Origin of the sequence: Bacillus sp. ISO11, from assembly GCF_003458115.1 — a bacterium.
In the GTDB taxonomy this organism is placed as follows: domain Bacteria; phylum Bacillota; class Bacilli; order Bacillales; family Bacillaceae_G; genus Bacillus_A; species Bacillus_A cereus.
This window is the reverse complement of the sequence record NZ_QXCO01000039.1, coordinates 1-19335: the sequence shown is the minus strand read 5'-3', so window position 1 is coordinate 19335 and position 19335 is coordinate 1. Positions and strand designations below refer to the sequence as shown.

Genomic DNA, 19335 nt, shown 5'->3' with positions numbered 1-19335 from the left:
ATAGCAATGGGGTAAGCACAGCGGATATTTCAAGGTGAGGAATGATACAGAGTTTTAAATATTTAAACGTGATGGCATATGGAAAGTAGGAGAAGTTGCCTTTCAATAAATATACGTACAAAAATAGGATGGCCAATTGAAGCCATCCTATTTGTATTACCAACTAGCAGTTTCCGTACTTTCCTTCAACCACTTCACCCAATCCAAATCCTCTACCTTAAGCAAACTAAGCGAAACACCTTTCATATCTAAAGAAGTTAACAGTGTACCAACCTTTACGAATGTGACTTGCAATCCTTCAAGTTCACACAAACGGCGAATGTCGTTTGCGAAAATGTATTGTTCCATTAATGGAGTTGCGCCGAGTCCATTAATGAGGATAGCGAAGTTGTCTTCTTTTCTCCAGCGATAAATGCTTTTAAGTTTGTTCATTAGTTCGATTGCTAATATTTCAGAAGAGGATAGTGCTTCTTTACGATATCCTTTTTCTCCGTGAATGCCGACGCCGTAAAACACTTCATCGTCATTTAATGTGAATGAAGCTTTTCCTTTTACTGGATCGTTGGCAGGGGAAAGGGCAACTCCTAATGTGTGTAAGTTTTCAGTGATAGAACGGCCAAGTGTTGTTAGTTCTTCTAAAGAATGACCTTCAAGAGCGGCCGCACCAAGTATTTTTTGAATGAAAACAGTACCAGCAACGCCGCGTCTTCTTTTATTAAAAGAAGCATCATCTTCAATTGAAACGTCGTCATTTACGATGATATGGTCAATTTTTCTTCCTTCTTCTTTAGCGATCTGCTCAGCCGCTAGAAAGTTCTCAACGTCATCTTTAAAGTTTTTAATGATGAATAAAATACTTTTATCTTTTGGTATGAGGCGAGTAGCCGCTACAATTTGTTCCACTGTAGGCGGAGTGAAAATGCTGCCGTTTACTGCCGCTGTAAGCATACCTTTTCCTACATAGCCAATATCAGCGGGTTCATGTCCGCTACCACCGCCGCTTATAATCGCGACGTTTTGCTTTAGTTTTTCGATATCCTTTACATAAATGATGTTATTTGTTTCGTCGTAATTTACTTTGTCGTTATGTTCAAAATAAAAGCCATGCAGCATATCTTGAACGATATGTTGTACATCATTCATAATCTTTTTCATTGCTTTTGCCACCCTTTAATTACTTTGCTGATTGCTCAAGTAATAGTAGTAATTGATTGTTTATCATATTTTTCATAAGAGAAGACATAATGGAAGGATCTACTTCGCACTTGCTTTCAATCCAATCTTTTATTGTTCCAACGAAGCCGTGACTATAAAAGGAGGCAATCGTATTTTTTGTCTCATCAGAAAGGCTGAATCCACAGCTTACAGATAGTTCATCAATAATCTTCATATATAAGTTTTTCGTATGCTCAAATAAATAGTGATTAAACGAGTTTTGCTCAATGACTTTAAAAGCATTTCGGTAAAATTTTTGATTTTCGTAAAAGTAATCAAATAATAAATCGAAAATATTTTCCCATGTTTCATAGTCGAGAAAGTCGATAATGTTTTCCTTCGTTTCTTCTCTATAAATCCAGCTTAATAGTTCAAATTTATCTTTAAAATGATAATAAAAAGTTTGCCTACGCATTTGACAGTGTAACATAATATCGCTCACTGATATTTTATGAAATGACTCTGTTTCCATTAAATACTTCAATGAATTTGCGATTATCTTTTTAGAAATTATAGAAGAGGTCATCTGAATCATCCCTAGAATGTTAGTAATATAAAAATCCTATCTATAAATGAGAGCGGTGTCTTTAGACAGATTGTCCATTTTGTCCGTTTACTATAAAACGCTTTCATTTTAACATGAGTAGTAAGAAGAAGATTTCAAATATATCACAATATATTAAAGGAATTGAGGGATAATCACAATGAAAAAGATTATAAACAAACCAGAAACATTAGTAATGGAAATGTGTAACGGAATGGTTATGGCTCACCCAGAGCTTGAACTTTTGAAAAAATATAAAGTTATTAAGAAGAAAGAAATGAACGAAAACAAAGTAACGTTAATTAGTGGCGGCGGTAGTGGCCATGAGCCGGCACATGCAGGATTAGTCGGAAAAGGAATGTTAGATGCGGCGGTGTGCGGAGATGTGTTTGCGTCACCTTCACAAATTCAGGTATATCAAGCAATTAAAGAAACAGCTAGTAAAAAAGGTACGTTATTAATTATTAAAAATTATAGCGGCGATATTATGAATTTCAAAAATGGTGCGCATTTAGCGACGGAAGATGGAATTGAAGTCGACTACGTAAAAGTGGACGATGATATTGCGGTAGAAGATAGTCTGTATACAGTAGGACGCCGCGGCGTTGCAGGAGTTATTTTAGTTCATAAAATTGCCGGCGCAGCAGCGGAAGCAGGTATGGATTTAGGAGCGGTAAAAGCTGTCGCAGAAAAAGCAGCGGCTAACGTGCGCACAATCGGTTTAGCGTTAACGTCTTGTACAGTTCCAGCGAGCGGATCACCTACTTTCACACTTGCGGAAGATGAAATGGAATACGGCGTAGGTATTCACGGCGAACCAGGAATTAAACGTGAAAAAATGTTGTCGGCTGATGAATTAGCTAACCGTATGACAAATGATCTTGTAAAAGATTTAGGAGTAAAAGATGGCGAAGAAATTGCACTTCTAGTTAACGGTTTTGGCGGAACACCACTGCAGGAACTTTACTTATTTAACAACGCCGTTACGAGAGAACTAGCTGCAAGAAACATTAAAATTAATAGAGTATTCGTCGGTAATTATATGACGAGTATCGATATGGCTGGTATGTCTTTAACTGTAATGAAATTAGATGATGAGTTAAAAACATTACTATCAAAAGAATGTAATACACCAGCGTTTAAAGTAGATGGACCAGTTGAAAGTGTAGAGTATGTAAATGTACTTGAAGAAACAGAAGAGAAGGAAGTTTCATTTGAACTAGAAACGGCGGAAGAACACGCTGTTATTAAAGATAATGTCATTACATTAAACAACATGATTTATCTCGTTGATAAAATGAGCGACGTTATTATTAAAAATGAAGTACCGTTCTGTGAGCTAGATACGCATGCTGGCGACGGTGACTTCGGAATGAGTGTTGCAAAAGGATTTAAACGATTAAAACGTGAATGGCATTCTATTGTAGATCAAGAGAACGTAACGATCGGATCATTCCTTGACGGTTGCTCCATGATTATTATGGAACATTGCGGCGGCGCATCTGGTCCAATTTGGGGCGGTGCATTCCGCGCTGCTAGTAAAGCAGCTGGCGAAAAACGTGAGCTAACAGTGAAAGAATTCGGTGAAATGTTACAAGCGGCACTGAAAGGTATACAATCTATCGGTGAAAGATCATTCGGTAGAGGAGCAGTAGTTGGTGATAAAACACTTGTTGACGCGCTTGCTCCATGTGTAGATTCTTGGTTAGATAGCGCCTCAAACGAAGTAGACGTAAAAACTGCCTTTGAAAAAGGTGCAGAAGCAGCGGTTAAAGGAGCAGAGTACACGAAAGAAATCGTAGCACGCATGGGCCGCGCTGGTACAGTTGGCGAAAGAAGTTTAGGATACCCTGATGCAGGTGCACATGCGCTTGGAGTTATCTTTACGGAGATTGCGGGTAGTTTGAAATAGTAATTGGAAAGTCCCTCTGCCTTAAGGTGGAGGGACTTTTCTGTAGTTTTCGAGAATAATAGTATGTGTCTTTTTGTATCACCAAAAACGACCGATTTTGGTGATACAGAAGGACATAAATCTTGTTTTTTGTTATGTCTTCATTTACAACGGTTTTCAAAGGAGATATTCTTAGTAAGAAATTATATTGAAAAGAGGTTTTGATTGTATATGATGAAGCTTATTAATCGCTAATTAAAATTCAAACGAATTTTATACTGTAAAAGATCAAATTAAGGATAATTCCTTGATTTTATTTGTTATCCCCTTTTACTAGTAGCGGTTAGAAGACATTATATCTTATCAAAAAATTTCATGTTATTTCACGATATCTATTCTTTCGGGATAGGTGTATTTATAATAGACAGAAATTTGACCATGAGAAGATGTTTCTTCTTGTGGTCTTTTTTTGTCGTTTTTTGATTCCGGAAGCATGTTTCTATGCCGTTACACCTATTATAAGGCGGTGATTAACGAAAACTTAGTAGTAGATTGTTGTAAGAAATATACACTCTTTTTAGGGAAATATAATAAAAAATGGAGGATTTATCATGAATGAATATCAATTAATTAGTGACTACAAGCAAAATGAAAAATATAAGGAAAGCTTTAATGACCTTGCAAAACATGTATTTGAATTGGATTTTAAAGGATGGTATGACAGGGGCTGTTGGAATGATAACTATATTTGCTATTCTTATGTGGATGGAGATAAAGTCATCGCAAATACATCTATTAATAAAATGAATGTAATCTCTAACGGTAAGGAATATAAAGCAATTCAATTGGGTACAGTGATGACACATCCGGATTATAGACATCAAGGTTTAGCGACTAAATTAATGAATCATATCATTAAAAAATACGAGAAGAATTATGATTTTATATACTTATTCGCGAATGATACGGTGTTAGAATTTTATCCTAAATTTGGTTTTGAAAAGGTGCAAGAAAGTAGCTTCAGCTTGAAGGTTTCAAATATGATACGTCAAATAGATAAAAAGTAAGATTTACGAAAGTTAGATGTTAATAATCAGGCTGATTTTGAGCTGATGAAGGAATATGAAGCCGAAAGAATTCCGGTGTCTTCTAGATTAGGTTTGAAAAATAGTAACATTATTCACTTTAATATATTAATTATTTTTTGTTGTCTTGTTAGTTAAAGGGGTACTTAGTACAAAAAATAACCGTAGATAGTAGCACGAACACTGTTCTTGTTATAATTAATTTTTTTCAGAACGTCTATAATCCTCTTTTAAAAAATATATGTAAATATAATAAAAAACGAATGATTAATAGAAATATTCTACACCACTCGTTTTTTATCGGACTTCTTTTTATTGTACTTTTATTTTCTTTATGAGTTATTAGAAAAATAATTGTCTATATAAGTCTTTATTTTTTCAAAATTCTTTTCCATAAATAAGATTGCTGGTACTTCAATTATTGGAAGATTATTTTCATTATCAAAAGCTGGACACGGTTTGGGAACTACCAAATAGTCAACTGAGTTTTTATCCCTAATATAATTAATTGAAACATTATAATACTTAGAGAAATATTCCTTCAAATCATCCTGATTCCTTAAAAATGGTAGAGAAAATATTGAACCATAATTTATACCAGCGTCGACAATTAATACAAAGCATATTTTTTTCATGATACACCCTCCTCGTATAATGAGTTTTAAGTTAATAACTGTTCCTTGAAAATTAAATAGTTTTTATCTTCAAGAGCTACATCAAAAAATGATGTATGGGTAAAATTTAGTCTTGGATACTGGGGGATTTCCCTAGATAATGGAGGTATAGAAATGGATCCATCGGGAATATGCTTACTCCCCCTGTAGTTCGACCACGTTAAAAGACTGTGACCCAGACCAAAATGCACTGCATACGCACAAGCTGTATCGGTTTCCTTCATTTACCTCTCATAGTGGTGGGAGGGCAGCTAAAAAGAAGTCCTGGTGGAAGTTTTGGGAATTAGTACCATTTTTTTAATTAATATAAGTAAAAGAGACCTTATAGGGTATTTTACTGTTTTCGCTCACATGGATTGTCTTATACATCTAAGTTGTTTCTACATAAATATCTGTAATCTCACCTATTACTATATCTTTAAAAAATTTCCAACAGAACCAATAAACCGTTATAAAAAGTATTTAAAATAATAACAAATAGGTATAATAATTCCCACTATAGAAAATACAATACTTCCTAAATTAAATGCAGAAAGTTTCGCACGATGAACTTGAATTTCACCTAAATCTACCCCTCCACTAAAATGCTTATCCATAACTTTAGCGACGTTTTGTTGTTGATTAACAAAGTAAGGTATTAGCCATATACAGCAGAATAAAATAATACTACCAAAAAAGAGTGTGTCAATAATTGAAGCTCTCCAATTTAATGAAGTAATGACTATGAGAACAAATTCTCCTACCATAACAATTACCATAGTTACTACATATCTGGATTTTTCAGAAACGTTTTTAAATACAGTCTCGTCCAGAATTTTTTCTATTTTAGTCCATATTACACTGATTAACACGATTGGCTAATTAAGAAAATAGTAAATAAAGCTTTAACTAAAAGATACTCAAACACTACCGACACCACCTAATAATTTCTAAATTAGAATGTAAAGTTGATTTTTTTAACTCTATTAAAAGATTAAATTCAATAATCTATTAACTAGCTTATCGAAAAATTTATTGATTTAAAGATACAACGCTATATGTATTAGTTATATAGGATAAGATCTCCCAAAATTCCTTTTCTAATATATATATCTTCTAATCGTTGTTGGACTTCAATTGTCTAAATATTTTATTTAGCACTTTATATTACTTAAGGGTTCGAATTTTCTGAATTAAAATTCCGTGATATTGTTAAGAAAATAATTATTATTATGATATCTAGATGTAATTGCTGCTAATGCTTTATCTTCAAGGGAAAATATAAGGTTTTCGTTACCATAATACTAATAACAACCTAACAAACTGAATATTTACCAGAAAATACTAAAATGTATCCCTCAGCAATTTACAGTATAATACACTTTTAGAAAAAAATCGAATATTTAAGTATTTCCTTATTAATAATATGAATTAATAGAATGTTTATATTATTATACGGATTAAAGATAGCTCAGCTGTGGTGATCTTTATTCATTTTTTCTAGAGTTTATATTAACTTAGCAAACTTTGTAACAGAACCATATATAAGATCAAATATGATAAAAGCAATATCACAAGTTTTTTATTTTTTATACAGTAACCATTTGTTAGCCAATCCCTTCTCTTGATTCAGAATATTCTGTTGTTTTTTTATCGATTTACAATTGCAGGTTGAACTATTATATAATATACAGAATAATGGTAATATTTAGGGGGATGGAAGTAGTTGAGGAGGACGTAGTGATATGAGCACAAATATTTTAATGCATGAAGCAGTTATGCAACAACTTAATGATTTTTATCAAATGATGTTGTCGCAGCAAATTGAATAAGCATGAAAAAGTTAGTGATTATTTCGATGTATGTTACGAAGCGAAACAAAAACTACTACTAAGCAAAGGGGCGTTAAAATAATGAAGAAGCTTGTATTAGCGACGTTAGGATTAGTGATAGTATTATCATTTAGTAACAATACAGGTGATACACAACATGCTCTAAAAAAGGAAGAAATTATACAATATTCACATGCTGATCATTTTTAATATCTCATTAACAAAGGGACTCCAATTATGGAGTCCCTTTGTTAATGAGATATTGCTTTAGTTTATCTAATTGTAATAATGTTTGTAAAAAGTGTAGATATTTTCTAAATTTGCAGAGGTAATTATTTGTTAATCTTTTAAAACATTGGCTTAGTAATACCAAGGGTTATTATAAATATATTAATTACATAATTTGTCCATATCAAAATGAACGTTTTTTGCATTTAATATATTGTAAATATATTTTATTTTGGAAGGATCTGATTATATGGCTCATAAATCTACTGGAGTGTTTCGAGTTCCAGTTTCTGAAAATGGGATTATTCCAACTGCTCTCAACATTATGTTAAACAATGATTCACGCTGCCATACTAGTAATGTAACGGTAACTGTTAAGAGAAGTCGAAACACCTTTTTCCCAACTCAAAATGAATTAGTTGAAATCTCTCGTACTTTTGTTTCTTTAGAACCAAACAGAACAACTAAGATTGTGTTGTTTACTCCAGAATTTCAAGTAGAAGATTTCCTTGATGTCATCATTAGTGGAAATAAAGAGGATGTTAAGGATGTTCTTGTATATTCTTTCTTAGCAGATTCAGTAGGTCACAATCTGCCATCTACTGTTTTCAGAAATGCAGAATACACTTTTGCTTGCTGACACTGTGATGATGTATTCTTTCCTGTCGTATATCTGAATTGAAATGTTACAAGTAGCACTTCACGGCATATAATCTATCGGTGAAAGGTCATTCGGCAGAGGAGCGGTAGTTGGTGAAAGAAGTTTAGGATATCCAGATGCACATGCGCTTAGGGTACCTTTACGGAAATTTCGGGTAGTCTGAAATAGAAATTAGAAGATCCCTTCTACCTTAAGGTGGAGGGGGTTTCTTAATATTATTTTTTGATATATATTGCTAAATATGTTCCAATAATTCATTCTATTGTATTGAGAATAATGTCATCTACATCAAAAAAACGGCTTATAAAAGGAACTGATATTTGAAGGAGTTCCACCTCAAACATACTCCAATGCATATAAATATGTTTGAGGTGGATTTATTAACGAATTTTATATAGCATGAATAAAAATGGGATAAATAAAACAATGTTTCTTAGTATGTTTTTAAGAATTAATTGAGCAGGTCCTTTTGAAAATAAAAAAAGACACCCTAAGGTGCCTTCCTCTGAATTAAAACAATAATATGGTTCTAAGTTTAAAAACTATTGGGATTTTTCCTGTGAGTTTTATAAGTAGTTTTTAAGAAATTATGAGTGGTTATTTTTGTTTTCGAAATATTCTTCTTTAATTATTTGTAATTTTTTTTCGTTTTTTGTTAATTCAAATATAAATAATGATTTTCTCATGTTATTAGCAACATCTTCTTCATTATATTGTTTAAGCTTTAATAAATTTGAACCTTTTCCATAGTATAGTTCACCCAATAAGTAAAAAGTATTTAGATTAATAGCTAATTGGATACCCTTATCAATGTATTTTATTGCTTCTTCGTATTGATATGTGTAACTTAAATTTTTTGCTAAATTATAAATGATTTTCAATTTAATTTCTTTATCTCTAGGAAAATCTAATTTGTTAAAATTATTTAAACATCTTTTAAGGATAGTAATACTTTTTTTGTATTCTTTGTTTTCTGCATGAAGTATAGCCATTGTATGTAGAATATCTATTTCTCTCTCTGATAAAAAATCAATATTGGTTACAGTTAGTTTTAGTGCATTATTTAAAAGAGTTAAAGCCACTTTTGTTGAGTTATTCACACAATATATAGCAATTGCTTCATGCCATATTAGAAATTGTTTATCTTCTTTTGTTTGAAAATTATTTGTGTATTTTTCTCTTGTTACTATTTCATAAAGCTCTTTATATTGATGTTGCCTTATGCAATCCCTCATTACGTATTTTACATTTTCTGTATATTTTAATTTCTTGTTTTGAGTTAGTGCAAATATACTATTTGGATCAACACCGAGTCTTTCTGATAATTGATATAACAATATGCTAGATGGATAAATCACACCTTTTTCGATCTTACTAATTTGACTTTGTGAACATATTCCGTGACATAAGTCGGATTGTGATATATTTTTTTTAATTCTAAGTTCTTTAATGGTAATACCCAAATCGTTAAATTCCATTTTTTCACCTACTATTTAGCACTTTATTAATATAAGAACATTCTCTAACCTTAATGTAATGTAAAGTTAATATAGTTGCAATTATTGTTTTAAAGGGCTTATCGTTTCTATAAGATGGTAAGATTTTTTTATGTACAAAAAAGACACTCTAAGGTGCCTTCTTGCGATTTGCTCCATTGTAATATGGTATTGGATGCCAGTCCAATTATTATTTTACCACGTTAAATAGCTTCGGTTATTGAGAAAAAAGACAATTCATTATTTGAATGCAAAAAGTCCTAGGGGGACTAGGACTTTTTGCTAGAATGAATATGATTTAAAAAAGGACTTATATAACGTAACATATGAATGTTTCGTAAATGTATCAAAAAAGTGAACAAAAGCGTTAATTTAAATAAAAAAAGCTCCGCGATAAAAGCTGCGGAGCTTCATAAGGTCGAGTTATGTCGTACTCACAAGGGATTTTAACATGAATGTTGTGGTAAAAATACTGGTAAATTTATCCCGTAAAATCCCGATTGGTTTAACTAATAATCAGTGGGGGATGAATAAAACTCCCACTGATTAAAGTTTCACTTCATTCGAAGGAATTCATGTTTTATAAATTAGATTATGAGAGTTGATATTCTCCATATTGACCAGAAAAGAACTAAAAATTCTAGTGAAATTCCAAGTGTTCGTTTCCTAGTTTTTTGAAATTCTTTTATTAAATAGCCAACAGCACTAATTGCTATAAGAATGAAAAGAATAAGTTCGAGTGTAACTGGCATTTTATCTACCCCTAATACTGTAATTTATTATATAAAGATTATAAGATATTTTTGTGGCTAGTGGTGAAAAATTCAATAGAACTATTTCTAAATGGAGTAAACCTTTCAACGGACCAAGCAAAGGTCAATACAAAAAGTGTTATACAATATACGCATGGAGAGCCGTGGGGCTAAAGAAATATTGGAGTATAAAGAGTTGTTAGATCAAAGGATTATTACAGAAGAAGAGTTCGAAGTGTAGAAAAAAGTAATTATTAGGTATATAGATGAAACGCTCAAATGAGCGTTTTTTTTATTTATATATTCGCAAGTAAAATAACATAATATTACTATGAATCCTTATAACAATATGAATTTTTGCATATTTTAAAATTTAATATATCCCTTAAAAACTTTTAATTGTATAATATATTTTGTCATATTTTTAGATTTTTCGACATAAACCAACAAAAATAGAGAACGTATTGGGAGAAGACATTATGTACACAAAACTATTAAAATCAATTACATCATTATCACTTATTGGTGGTGCGTTGTTATATACAAATGGCAGTGATGTGAAAGCTGCTGAAGTGGGTGTTTTTTCTGATGTGCCGACATCACATTGGTCATATCCTGCGATTAAAGATTTAGCAAGTAAGAATATTATTTCTGGTTATGGAAATGGGATATTTGGTTTTGGAGATGTTGCGACAAGGGAGCAAGTTGCGGCTTTAATTTATCGAGTGTTAGTACCGAATAAACAAGGCGGTTCGTTTAGTAATGATGGAACTCGTTACGTATTAAAGGATGGATCTACGTTTAAAAATCCTTACGGTGATATTAATCAAAATTCTACAATGTTCCCAGAAGAGGTATTAACTTTAACGAATTTAGGAGTTTTTAAAGGTGATGAAAATGGCCAATTTAGACCGAAAGCTTCTGTGAATCGTGCGGAAATGGCACAAATTCTTACGAATGCTTTCCATCTTGCGGCAAAACAAAAACATACCTTTAAGGATGTTCCAAATCCATTTTGGGCAGAAAATGCAATTAGTGCAGTGCAGTCAAATGGAATCGCAGATGGCACAGGGAATGGGAATTTTGAACCGTATGGCACAGTAACACGTGAACAGTATGCGCAGTTTTTATATAAAACTTTGAAGTATAAAAATGCTGATGTGAAAGATACAGGGGATGCGGCATTATTAACAGCGTTTAAAGAGGAAGTACAAAAGCGTATTAATACATACGAGACAAATATTACACTGCCATATAAAACGAAAAATAATAATACAGACGAAGTGATGAATACACTTTTTAACGCATATAAAGAAGTGGCAAGTAAAAATGAGTATACAAATAATAATAGATCGAATGTTTCATATGGACTTTCTGGATCACCTGGAAATTATACGTTTACGCTTAAGATTACATATCGTGAAACGAAAGAACAGACGGAATATGTCATGAAACAAGCGAAAGCAATCGTTTCTTCTATCACTCAAGTTGGAATGGATGATCACGAAAAAGTGAAGGCGATTCATGATTACGTAGTAAAGCATGTTTCTTATGATACGTCTTATAAAGCTTACACAGCATATGAAGCACTTGTAAATCGTTCTGCGGTTTGCCAAGGTTACGCACTATTAACTTATCAATTATTAAAAGAAGCAGGAATTGAAAATCATTTCGTGACAGGAACTGGGGACGGACAACCTCATGCTTGGAATTTAGTGAAAATCGAAAACAAATGGTATCACCTTGATACAACATTCGATGATCCGGTTCCAGATGAGCAGGGCCGCGTAACGTATTCGTATTTCAATTTATCAGATGAACAAATCGCAAGAAATCATGAGTGGAACCGTGGAGACTATCCGCAAGCTACAACAAATTATTATAGTACACTGACAAATAAAATTGCGGCAGGTAGTACGAAAACGTCTGCATATCAGCAAATATTAAAAGATACAAAGTTAAACTATTTAGGAAATGAATATATTGCAAATAACTATACTGAATTAAAAAATAAAATGCAGCAGCGTTATAGTGCAAAGCCAGAAAAGATAGAAGTACTTTATAAGCAATCAATGAACGGTGCGCTGCAAGATGTGAAAAATGCAATTGGGGAAATCGGTTATCCGCAAGGGTCCAACCGTGTTTCTTATAAAGCGGAGCCTTACAATGCGAAAGAAGGGTATTCTTTAGTAACGATTACGTTTACGTATTAAAAACAACCTAGATCCTATAGGATCTAGGTTGTTTTTTATTATTCTTCGACAAGACATGACAATATAAAGATAAATTCTTTGCTACTATGAGATGAGAAATCTTACATTAAAAAAACTGTTTAAAATAACTAATACAGATAGGCGGAAAAAAATGAACCGAAAGTTACTAACGGTATTAACATGCGGTACATTGCTTATGGGAATGGCTGCTTGTAGCTCAAATGAGAAGACTACAACTGAATCAAAACCTAAACAAGAAGAAAAGGTTCAGGAAAAACCGAAAGTTCAAACCATTCAAAAGCAGCAAAAAGATAGTTATGTAGTAAGTGAAGATGAACTCTCTAAAGCAGCACAGTCGATTGGTGAAATCCAAAACGAGCAAACTATAAATGATATGATGATACATATGTCTTTACAAAAACTCACATTCAATGGGAATAGTCTTCATGTTTCCGGTACCCGTGATGTAGGGCGATTTCAAATGACGAAAGAAAACATTCAATACTTAAAAAACAACTTAAATGTTATTAATAATGATGAAAAACCAAAATATGAATCTATTCTGAACAAATGGTGTGATGGAGAGTTCGAATCTGTAGTTAAAGACTTTGAAGAAATTCATTATTTACGTTCAGGAAAAAAGCAAAGTATGGAGGGATCTAAACTAGCTAAAAAAATTGATAGTGATGAAAAAGAATTTATTCTCCATTTCTTTGGTCAAGAAGGATTAGATATCCATAATAAAGAGTGGAAACAGGGCGAGTTATAGAAGTAAAACTGAATTTCTCTTCACTAGGAAGTACAATGTTTTACGGAACAAAAAAATAATGAAATTCCCTTAAATATAGTCCCATCCGGAGGTTGTCTATACTGAGATTCAATAGATACACAGTAAGGCTTATTTTTCTAGCCATTGGCACAAATGCTGCATTATCTATGTGGATTAAGCAGGGACTTTTAGGTGTCATCAATGCTATTATTTTCTTGTTAACCGCTGCACGGAAGTCCAATACATATTATTAAAATTAAGATGGTTCAAATCGGAGGAAGGCACCTTAGGGTGTCTATTCTTTTTTATAAAAAGAAAATTGTACGTTTAGACGCATTTTAAATACAAAATAACCGATTCCTTATACGTTAAGAAACCGGTTATTTATTCCCCCACTTTTTTAGAGGGCTTTTTCTTATAATGGTCTTAAATGATTGATTTAAGGTTATAAACTTAAATCATAAATAAAATATAGAGTAAAAACTATATACGAAATAAATGTAACGAAAACAAGGAAACATATAAACTGAGAATTAGATACATATTGTTCTATTCTTTTTTTCATGTTAATTCGTATTATTTTTCAAATGTGAAGTATCAATTGGAATTTGAGCTTTCCAAGAACCAATTACTTTTCCAATTCTAGTTATATTTACGTCTAAAGTAAGAGGCTGTTTAAAAACGTCTTTTTCTTCAGTAGTTATAACAAATGTAGCAACACCTTCAGGTCTATCATTATCACGAATGCCTATTTTATCTAACTTTTTACCTGCTGCCATAAGTTCAAAAGGAAGATAATCATCTGAATCATGGATAAATGATAGTCTCCCGTCATTTTTAATCTCAGGGTTTTCCTCTTGTTGCCCATCAATTTTACCATCATTCTCAAGATCTAATCCTGATGTATCAAATTCAAATGGTACTAAACTTCCGTCCGCTTTTTCCATTCTATAATGAACTGATATACGTGAATCTGCGATAAATACTTCTTTGAGATGTACAGTAATACCTTGATCTGTAATTTTTTCATCAATAGGAATATATTTACCATTCTTCATCATATCTTGTGTGATACCATTTTCATCTTTTATTCCTTCATTTACAACCTTATCGTTTGTAACTGCATTAGAAAAATACGAGGCAACATTTGTAGCCGCCACTTGTACTTGTGGAATCATTGCTGCTGTAAAAAGTGCTGCTGCAGCTACTGCTGTATAAATGAAACGTTTTGATTTTTTACTCATGTTTGTAAAGAGTCCCTTCTTTTGTTGTTTTTTGTGATTTATATTAGAAACATTGTCTAACTTGGAACGACTTTCAAATGTTTTCCATGCTTGTTCTATATCAATTTTGATTTCTTGTGGTGAATTTGCAGATTCTACATCTAGCATTACGTTTTCCCATTGATTTAATTTACTAATTTCTATTAATAAATCTTGGCATGCTTCACATGTATCTAGGTGTTTTGTGAATTCCTTTCTTATATCATGAGAAAGTTCTCCATCAATATATGTTTGAATAAACCCGATATCATAACATTTCATTTGTTATGCCTCCTCCATTTGTTTATAAATCTTGCGAAATTTCATTTTGGCTCGGACCAATAATGTTCCAATAGAAGATATTTCAATTTGAAGTACTTCTGCAATTTCTTTATATTGAAAACCAGAGAATTTCATTAGTAAAAGGGTTCGTTCTCGATCATTCATTTTATTTAGTATCGTTTGGACCTTTGTAATTTCTTCTTTTCTTATCCAATCATCGTCTAATGATGAAACATTTTGTACTTCATGGTATTGTATTTCTTTATCAATCTTCGCTTGCTGCCTTTTTTCAGATCGAAAATGGTTATAGGCTACATAAGTAGAAGATTTAATCAACCATCCAGGTATGTTTTCAATTCCTTTCCAATCACTACGATATAATTGTAAAAATACTTCTTGTGCTAACTCTTCAGCGATAGATTGATCTTTAACAATCCAGATGATTTGTTTCACAGCGTAAGCATAGTACTGCTTAAATAAATCTTCAAAGGTCATATCAGAAGCATGACTTTCTTCATTTTCTATGGTTAACATGTTCGTTTAAACCTCACTTTCAATTTGATACCTGTATTATAGAGAAACCAGAAAAACGGATTTTGTGACAGTTTTTCTGGATATTTTTTATTATGTACTAAAAAAAGCATTCATCTGATTAAAAAGATAAATGAAAACATAAAAACTATAACTCTTGCAGTAGTTGTCTATTAATGTACAAGAAAACAGTTAGTTTGTTGCCGAATTGTATCTAAACGTACAATTTCACTTCTTCTATTTTCATGAATATGTATAATTACATAAAATTTCAAAGAAAAAGAGAGTATACTTTCATATTGTGTAATAAAGATAAAGCCCGCCTACGGAAATAGGCGGGTTTTTTTTACTTATAAAGAAAAGACAACCTTTAAGGTGTCTTCCTTTTGAAATCTAGGTTGTCCAGTTTGTTTTACTTTGGTGCAATAGCAATATTGTTTGGAATAAAGTTTCACTATATTGCTATTAAACTAAAATATTAAGATTGCACTTAAACGAAATTTATAGCATCGAAGTTCATTTTGGAGGAGGGAATGTAATACTATATTTTTAAAGTATTCGTTACACTTGAACCTCTGCACATTGCGTAGGGCTTTTTTCATGAAGAAAGGACACTCACGTGAGCGTCCTTTCGATAGTTTTTAGCAGAAGCAAGCAGCTCCAACGATGATTAATAAAATAAACAATACAACTAATAAAGCAAATCCTCCAGCGAAACCACAGCCGCCACAACTACCACCAAAGCCCATAATAGTTCCTCCTTTAAATAGGAGGAGAAAAACAAAGGTTCACTCATGTGTTTTAACGGATTCCATTTACTTTATGCTTTTTACGAATAAATGGAGCAGGTCCTTTTTAAAATAGATTTATGCCGCTATTTTTCGGATAGTAAGACCCGGATTGGTGGGGGCTGATTAAAGTTTCATTTTATTCTTTAAGAGCGAATAAATGAAAAATAAAATATCTAATAATATAGATAGAAATCCGCTTTTATACCTTTCATTAAAAGAATACTAGCATTATATATTATAAGGAATACTTGTCCTTAATTGTAAATGAAAGGGGGGAATTGATATGAGCTATGGCTATGGTCATCCTCCTGGAAGATGTCATAAACATCACAATGAAACTTTGTCAACGGGTGTATTACGTAGACATTCCGCTACGTTATTTCTTACTGTTGAAGCTATGAATGTTGATCCAGATGATACTCGTAGAGTAACAGTTGAAATGTTTGATTGGTCATCTGGTTCTCCGGTATTGTTACCATTAATAGACCCTTCAACACAAACATTGCCACCTAATCAATATGTTACTTTTCGTTCAGCAGCTCTTCCTCCAGCACTTTTTGCTTATGAAGTAAGAATCATTCGTCCGAAAGATAGAGATGTTGTTACGAATGTTTTTGGTCTTAGTGCAATCATATTTAACCCACAAGAAGGAAACAATGTTTTACAACATGATTTAGCAAAATTAGACCTTAAATAGATTTTATAAAAGTCTATTTATTGGACATGATTAAAAAAAGAGTAGGATGTAATCCTACTTTTTTTACGTTAATTAGAATTTTAAAAGAAATCCTTCATTATTTTAGCATCTTTAATATTCACTATCACACCTTCTACCTTATCTTTCTTCTCATCTTTAGCAATCGAAATTTGCTCCTTATTATCAGCCCACACAAGAAATTCTTCTTTTGAGTCATCTTTATATGTAACAGTAATAGTAGAATGTGCAGATTCTCTCTTTTTTTGATCTAGTGTGATTTGTTTAGGAGTGCCTTTTTGGACTGCTGAAACGATAGATTGTATCATTTTTTCGTTGTCTGTTTGAGATTTGGAAGTAGTATGATTTGTTGTTTTCAGTATTTCAATGTCTGTAATATTAGCAGAATTTAATTGAAAGGTATTTTGTTTATGCTCTTGCTTAACTTGTGAAGCTTTATCTGTAGCCGAGGTACTTGTACAACCTATTAAAGTGAAAGATAAAGCGGTTAGAGCGCATATAGATATGATTTTTTTCATAGTATCCCTCCTCAATTTTAATTATAAAAATTTTCTGTTAATTTAGGTAGTTATTGTAAGGAGAAGATGTTTTAAAGTGGTAAATGATGATGTTCATTCTCTATTAAAATCAAAATTCACATAACTTTTTTCATATTTTATGTTTAACATTTCGAAAATGGGTGTACTACATATAATATAACAAATAATTCATTTTAAAGGAGGAAGTTAAAGATGGAAACGAAGTATAGTAAACCTTTTGTATATGAATTTATTACGGAGAAAGAGGTCATGAATGCGGCGAATGATCTAGTGAAGAAAGGGATAGACCAAAAAGATATTTACGTATTAACACATGAGAAAGAGAGGACAGATAGAATCGCAGACAATGCAGACGTGAATACAATTGGGATAAAAGAGGAGGGACTTGGGACAAGCATTATTAACGTCTTTCAAAACACAGGAGATCAGTTAAGAAATAAGATGCAAGAGTTAGGGCTTAATGAGGAAGAGGCGAACTTCTACGAAGAAAAGCTGGATGAAGGAAAAATCTTGTTATTCGTTAAGGATTTAGAAAGAGTCGGTGAATGGTTACAAGAAAGAAGATGCATGTATTCTATTTAAATTTGTATCCTGTAAATCTATAAATCTATTACGAAAAGGAGATTGTAAATATGAGTGAGAACGGACTAAAAGAACAAGTTAAAGGTAAAGTTGAAAAGAAAAAAGGACAAGTAAAAGAAGGAATTGGTGAAGTTACAGAAGATAGAGAGTTGAAAAATGAAGGGAAGTGGGAAAAAACGAAGGGAACGATAAAAGAAAAAGTCGGAAAAGTGAAACAAAAGATAAGTGATGAATTAGATAATAAAGAATAATATATGTTCATCAAGCTTTGGTTACATACTAAAGCTTGATGAATCCAATATAAAACGAATATAGGAGGTTTAATTGTGGGACTTATTATTACGTGTATTGTAGGTGGACTTATTGGTGCGTTAGCTGGAATGATTACAGGAAAAGACTTTCCGTTAGGTATAGTTGGTAACGTGATTGCCGGATTAATCGGATCTTGGGTAGGTAGTGCGTTATTTGGTCATTGGGGTCCTGAATGGGGAGGCATCTTTATTCTTCCAGCGTTATTAGGTGCAATCGTCTTTATTTTAATCGTTACATTCTTCTCTAGAATGCTGCGGAAAGCGTAAGTATGATAATAAATAGTAATCTTAAGTTTATTATATATAGTTATAAAGTTAATGAACTGATAAAAATACATAAAAAAGCATCCGATTAAAATAATTGGATGCTTTTTTATGTAATCTACATAGAAATGAGCGGGGGATGAAGGCCCCCGCTTATTAAAATTACACTTTCTATCATATGCCTTTCGAGAGGACTCCCACTTCTAAACGTAAGTGAAGGTGGTGAGGTGAATCGAAAGAAATATTTTATTTTCAAGAAAATAAAAGAAACATACGTTCTGTTTTTGCTATAATATCCTTAACAAGGAGGTGAATAAAATGACAAAGGAAAATCCGTCAAACTATAAAACTCTTCAAATTTGGATTAAAAAAGGGCATCGTATGTATTCTTATTTTCAAGAATGTTGTCATAACGCTAAGAACATGTACAACACCACAAACTTTTATATACGCCAGGTGTACACTGGATTAACACAAGAAAAAGAGTTGCAGCCTTTGCAAAAAGAAGTTCTGGATAATATTCATAAAAATATTGGTAAGATGAATGACACACAACGTCTTGCCTATCAGAAGAAATTGGAAAAAGAGAAATTAAAGCCTAAAGAAGAACAGAAAGAGATTACATGTAATTTGTTTTCAGAACCTAATTTTGAAAAACCTTATGTAGATTACAACTTTCTAGATGCACTATTTAAGGCTATGATTCAAAATGATTATCG

At 32.2% G+C, this 19335-nt stretch carries 18 protein-coding genes and 2 pseudogenes; 11 read left to right on the top strand and 9 right to left on the bottom strand.

The genetic code is table 11. The features are described 5' to 3' along the window. Positions 1–156 precede the first annotated feature (156 nt). Positions 157–1155: a DhaKLM operon coactivator DhaQ gene (gene dhaQ / locus D1166_RS27015; RefSeq protein ID WP_097856221.1), complete on the bottom strand. Its 999-nt coding sequence runs from the start codon at positions 1153–1155 to the stop codon at positions 157–159. 19 nt (positions 1156–1174) lie between these two features. Then, positions 1175–1741, bottom strand: coding sequence for a dihydroxyacetone kinase transcriptional activator DhaS (gene dhaS / locus D1166_RS27010; RefSeq protein ID WP_000204220.1), 567 nt, complete (start codon positions 1739–1741; stop codon positions 1175–1177). Positions 1742–1919: 178 nt separating this feature from the next. On the opposite strand from dhaS, the gene dhaK reads away from it, so the two are divergent. Together dhaK and D1166_RS26995 are read left to right on the top strand one after the other, a co-directional pair. After that, positions 1920–3671, top strand: a complete 1752-nt coding sequence (dhaK, locus tag D1166_RS27000; protein ID WP_097862130.1) for a dihydroxyacetone kinase subunit DhaK — start codon at positions 1920–1922, stop codon at positions 3669–3671. A gap of 590 nt (positions 3672–4261) precedes the next feature. Continuing rightward, a complete protein-coding gene (locus tag D1166_RS26995) occupies positions 4262–4717 on the top strand; it encodes a GNAT family N-acetyltransferase (RefSeq protein WP_076775411.1) in 456 nt (151 codons plus the stop codon). Positions 4718–5067: 350 nt separating this feature from the next. Here D1166_RS26995 and D1166_RS26990 read toward each other — a convergent pair whose 3' ends face one another. Further along, positions 5068–5370 carry a hypothetical protein gene (locus tag D1166_RS26990; RefSeq protein ID WP_016109376.1) on the bottom strand — a complete coding sequence of 101 codons (303 nt, stop codon included), beginning with the start codon at positions 5368–5370 and terminating at the stop codon, positions 5068–5070. A 488-nt stretch (positions 5371–5858) separates the two neighbouring features. Beyond that, positions 5859–6316, bottom strand: a pseudogene (locus D1166_RS26980) (hypothetical protein). 985 nt (positions 6317–7301) lie between these two features. On the opposite strand from D1166_RS26980, the gene D1166_RS31950 reads away from it, so the two are divergent. Both D1166_RS31950 and D1166_RS26975 read left to right on the top strand, forming a co-directional pair. Next, on the top strand, positions 7302–7430 hold the full coding sequence (locus D1166_RS31950; RefSeq protein ID WP_000737558.1) for a hypothetical protein: 129 nt from the start codon (positions 7302–7304) through the stop codon (positions 7428–7430). 268 nt (positions 7431–7698) lie between these two features. Then, positions 7699–8088 carry a hypothetical protein gene (locus D1166_RS26975; RefSeq protein WP_000940662.1) on the top strand — a complete coding sequence of 130 codons (390 nt, stop codon included), beginning with the start codon at positions 7699–7701 and terminating at the stop codon, positions 8086–8088. A gap of 608 nt (positions 8089–8696) precedes the next feature. Here D1166_RS26975 and D1166_RS26960 read toward each other — a convergent pair. Beyond that, on the bottom strand, positions 8697–9587 hold the full coding sequence (locus D1166_RS26960) for a helix-turn-helix domain-containing protein (RefSeq protein WP_000395461.1): 891 nt from the start codon (positions 9585–9587) through the stop codon (positions 8697–8699). A 1249-nt stretch (positions 9588–10836) separates the two neighbouring features. Here D1166_RS26960 and D1166_RS26950 point away from each other — a divergent pair. Together D1166_RS26950 and D1166_RS26945 are read left to right on the top strand one after the other, a co-directional pair. Then, positions 10837–12570 carry an S-layer homology domain-containing protein gene (locus D1166_RS26950; protein ID WP_097856218.1) on the top strand — a complete coding sequence of 578 codons (1734 nt, stop codon included), beginning with the start codon at positions 10837–10839 and terminating at the stop codon, positions 12568–12570. Between the two features lie 151 nt (positions 12571–12721). Next, on the top strand, positions 12722–13339 hold the full coding sequence (locus D1166_RS26945) for a DUF6241 domain-containing protein (RefSeq protein ID WP_097856217.1): 618 nt from the start codon (positions 12722–12724) through the stop codon (positions 13337–13339). Positions 13340–13905: 566 nt separating this feature from the next. On the opposite strand, the gene D1166_RS26940 is transcribed toward D1166_RS26945, so the two are convergent. From D1166_RS26940 to D1166_RS26930, 3 genes are all read right to left on the bottom strand, one after another. Continuing rightward, a complete protein-coding gene (locus D1166_RS26940; protein ID WP_000650410.1) occupies positions 13906–14883 on the bottom strand; it encodes a DUF4179 domain-containing protein in 978 nt (325 codons plus the stop codon). Positions 14884–14886: 3 nt separating this feature from the next. Beyond that, positions 14887–15417: an RNA polymerase sigma factor SigX gene (locus D1166_RS26935; RefSeq protein ID WP_000955505.1), complete on the bottom strand. Its 531-nt coding sequence runs from the start codon at positions 15415–15417 to the stop codon at positions 14887–14889. 638 nt (positions 15418–16055) lie between these two features. Next, on the bottom strand, positions 16056–16163 hold the full coding sequence (locus D1166_RS26930; protein ID WP_000505670.1) for a YjcZ family sporulation protein: 108 nt from the start codon (positions 16161–16163) through the stop codon (positions 16056–16058). A gap of 325 nt (positions 16164–16488) precedes the next feature. Between D1166_RS26930 and D1166_RS26925 the strand changes: the two genes are divergently transcribed. Next, complete coding sequence (locus D1166_RS26925; protein ID WP_097856216.1) at positions 16489–16902, top strand: hypothetical protein; 414 nt, start codon at positions 16489–16491, stop codon at positions 16900–16902. A gap of 80 nt (positions 16903–16982) precedes the next feature. On the opposite strand, the gene D1166_RS26920 is transcribed toward D1166_RS26925, so the two are convergent. Beyond that, positions 16983–17438 (bottom strand): hypothetical protein, encoded by a 456-nt coding sequence (locus tag D1166_RS26920; protein WP_000720857.1) that lies wholly within the window; start codon positions 17436–17438, stop codon positions 16983–16985. A gap of 213 nt (positions 17439–17651) precedes the next feature. Here D1166_RS26920 and D1166_RS26915 point away from each other — a divergent pair, with 213 nt between their 5' ends. The 4 genes and pseudogenes from D1166_RS26915 to D1166_RS26900 all read left to right on the top strand — a co-directional run. After that, positions 17652–18041 carry a YflT domain-containing protein gene (locus D1166_RS26915; protein ID WP_000448812.1) on the top strand — a complete coding sequence of 130 codons (390 nt, stop codon included), beginning with the start codon at positions 17652–17654 and terminating at the stop codon, positions 18039–18041. A gap of 50 nt (positions 18042–18091) precedes the next feature. Further along, on the top strand, positions 18092–18292 hold the full coding sequence (locus tag D1166_RS26910) for a CsbD family protein (protein WP_001293468.1): 201 nt from the start codon (positions 18092–18094) through the stop codon (positions 18290–18292). 75 nt (positions 18293–18367) lie between these two features. Continuing rightward, positions 18368–18619, top strand: a complete 252-nt coding sequence (locus tag D1166_RS26905) for a GlsB/YeaQ/YmgE family stress response membrane protein (protein WP_000522902.1) — start codon at positions 18368–18370, stop codon at positions 18617–18619. Between the two features lie 315 nt (positions 18620–18934). Continuing rightward, a pseudogene (locus tag D1166_RS26900) lies at positions 18935–19335 on the top strand (RNA-guided endonuclease InsQ/TnpB family protein); the annotation flags it as partial.

What these genes read in the sequence shown, in the direction of transcription:
- dhaQ (WP_097856221.1), bottom strand. Translation starts at nt 1,155, where the DNA reads ATGAAAAAGATTATGAATGATGTACAACATATCGTTCAAGATATGCTG.
- dhaS (WP_000204220.1), bottom strand. Translation starts at nt 1,741, where the DNA reads ATGACCTCTTCTATAATTTCTAAAAAGATAATCGCAAATTCATTGAAG.
- dhaK (WP_097862130.1), top strand. Translation starts at nt 1,920, where the DNA reads ATGAAAAAGATTATAAACAAACCAGAAACATTAGTAATGGAAATGTGT.
- D1166_RS26995 (WP_076775411.1), top strand. Translation starts at nt 4,262, where the DNA reads ATGAATGAATATCAATTAATTAGTGACTACAAGCAAAATGAAAAATAT.
- D1166_RS26990 (WP_016109376.1), bottom strand. Translation starts at nt 5,370, where the DNA reads ATGAAAAAAATATGCTTTGTATTAATTGTCGACGCTGGTATAAATTAT.
- D1166_RS31950 (WP_000737558.1), top strand. Translation starts at nt 7,302, where the DNA reads ATGAAGAAGCTTGTATTAGCGACGTTAGGATTAGTGATAGTATTATCA.
- D1166_RS26975 (WP_000940662.1), top strand. Translation starts at nt 7,699, where the DNA reads ATGGCTCATAAATCTACTGGAGTGTTTCGAGTTCCAGTTTCTGAAAAT.
- D1166_RS26960 (WP_000395461.1), bottom strand. Translation starts at nt 9,587, where the DNA reads ATGGAATTTAACGATTTGGGTATTACCATTAAAGAACTTAGAATTAAA.
- D1166_RS26950 (WP_097856218.1), top strand. Translation starts at nt 10,837, where the DNA reads ATGTACACAAAACTATTAAAATCAATTACATCATTATCACTTATTGGT.
- D1166_RS26945 (WP_097856217.1), top strand. Translation starts at nt 12,722, where the DNA reads ATGAACCGAAAGTTACTAACGGTATTAACATGCGGTACATTGCTTATG.
- D1166_RS26940 (WP_000650410.1), bottom strand. Translation starts at nt 14,883, where the DNA reads ATGAAATGTTATGATATCGGGTTTATTCAAACATATATTGATGGAGAA.
- D1166_RS26935 (WP_000955505.1), bottom strand. Translation starts at nt 15,417, where the DNA reads ATGTTAACCATAGAAAATGAAGAAAGTCATGCTTCTGATATGACCTTT.
- D1166_RS26930 (WP_000505670.1), bottom strand. Translation starts at nt 16,163, where the DNA reads ATGGGCTTTGGTGGTAGTTGTGGCGGCTGTGGTTTCGCTGGAGGATTT.
- D1166_RS26925 (WP_097856216.1), top strand. Translation starts at nt 16,489, where the DNA reads ATGAGCTATGGCTATGGTCATCCTCCTGGAAGATGTCATAAACATCAC.
- D1166_RS26920 (WP_000720857.1), bottom strand. Translation starts at nt 17,438, where the DNA reads ATGAAAAAAATCATATCTATATGCGCTCTAACCGCTTTATCTTTCACT.
- D1166_RS26915 (WP_000448812.1), top strand. Translation starts at nt 17,652, where the DNA reads ATGGAAACGAAGTATAGTAAACCTTTTGTATATGAATTTATTACGGAG.
- D1166_RS26910 (WP_001293468.1), top strand. Translation starts at nt 18,092, where the DNA reads ATGAGTGAGAACGGACTAAAAGAACAAGTTAAAGGTAAAGTTGAAAAG.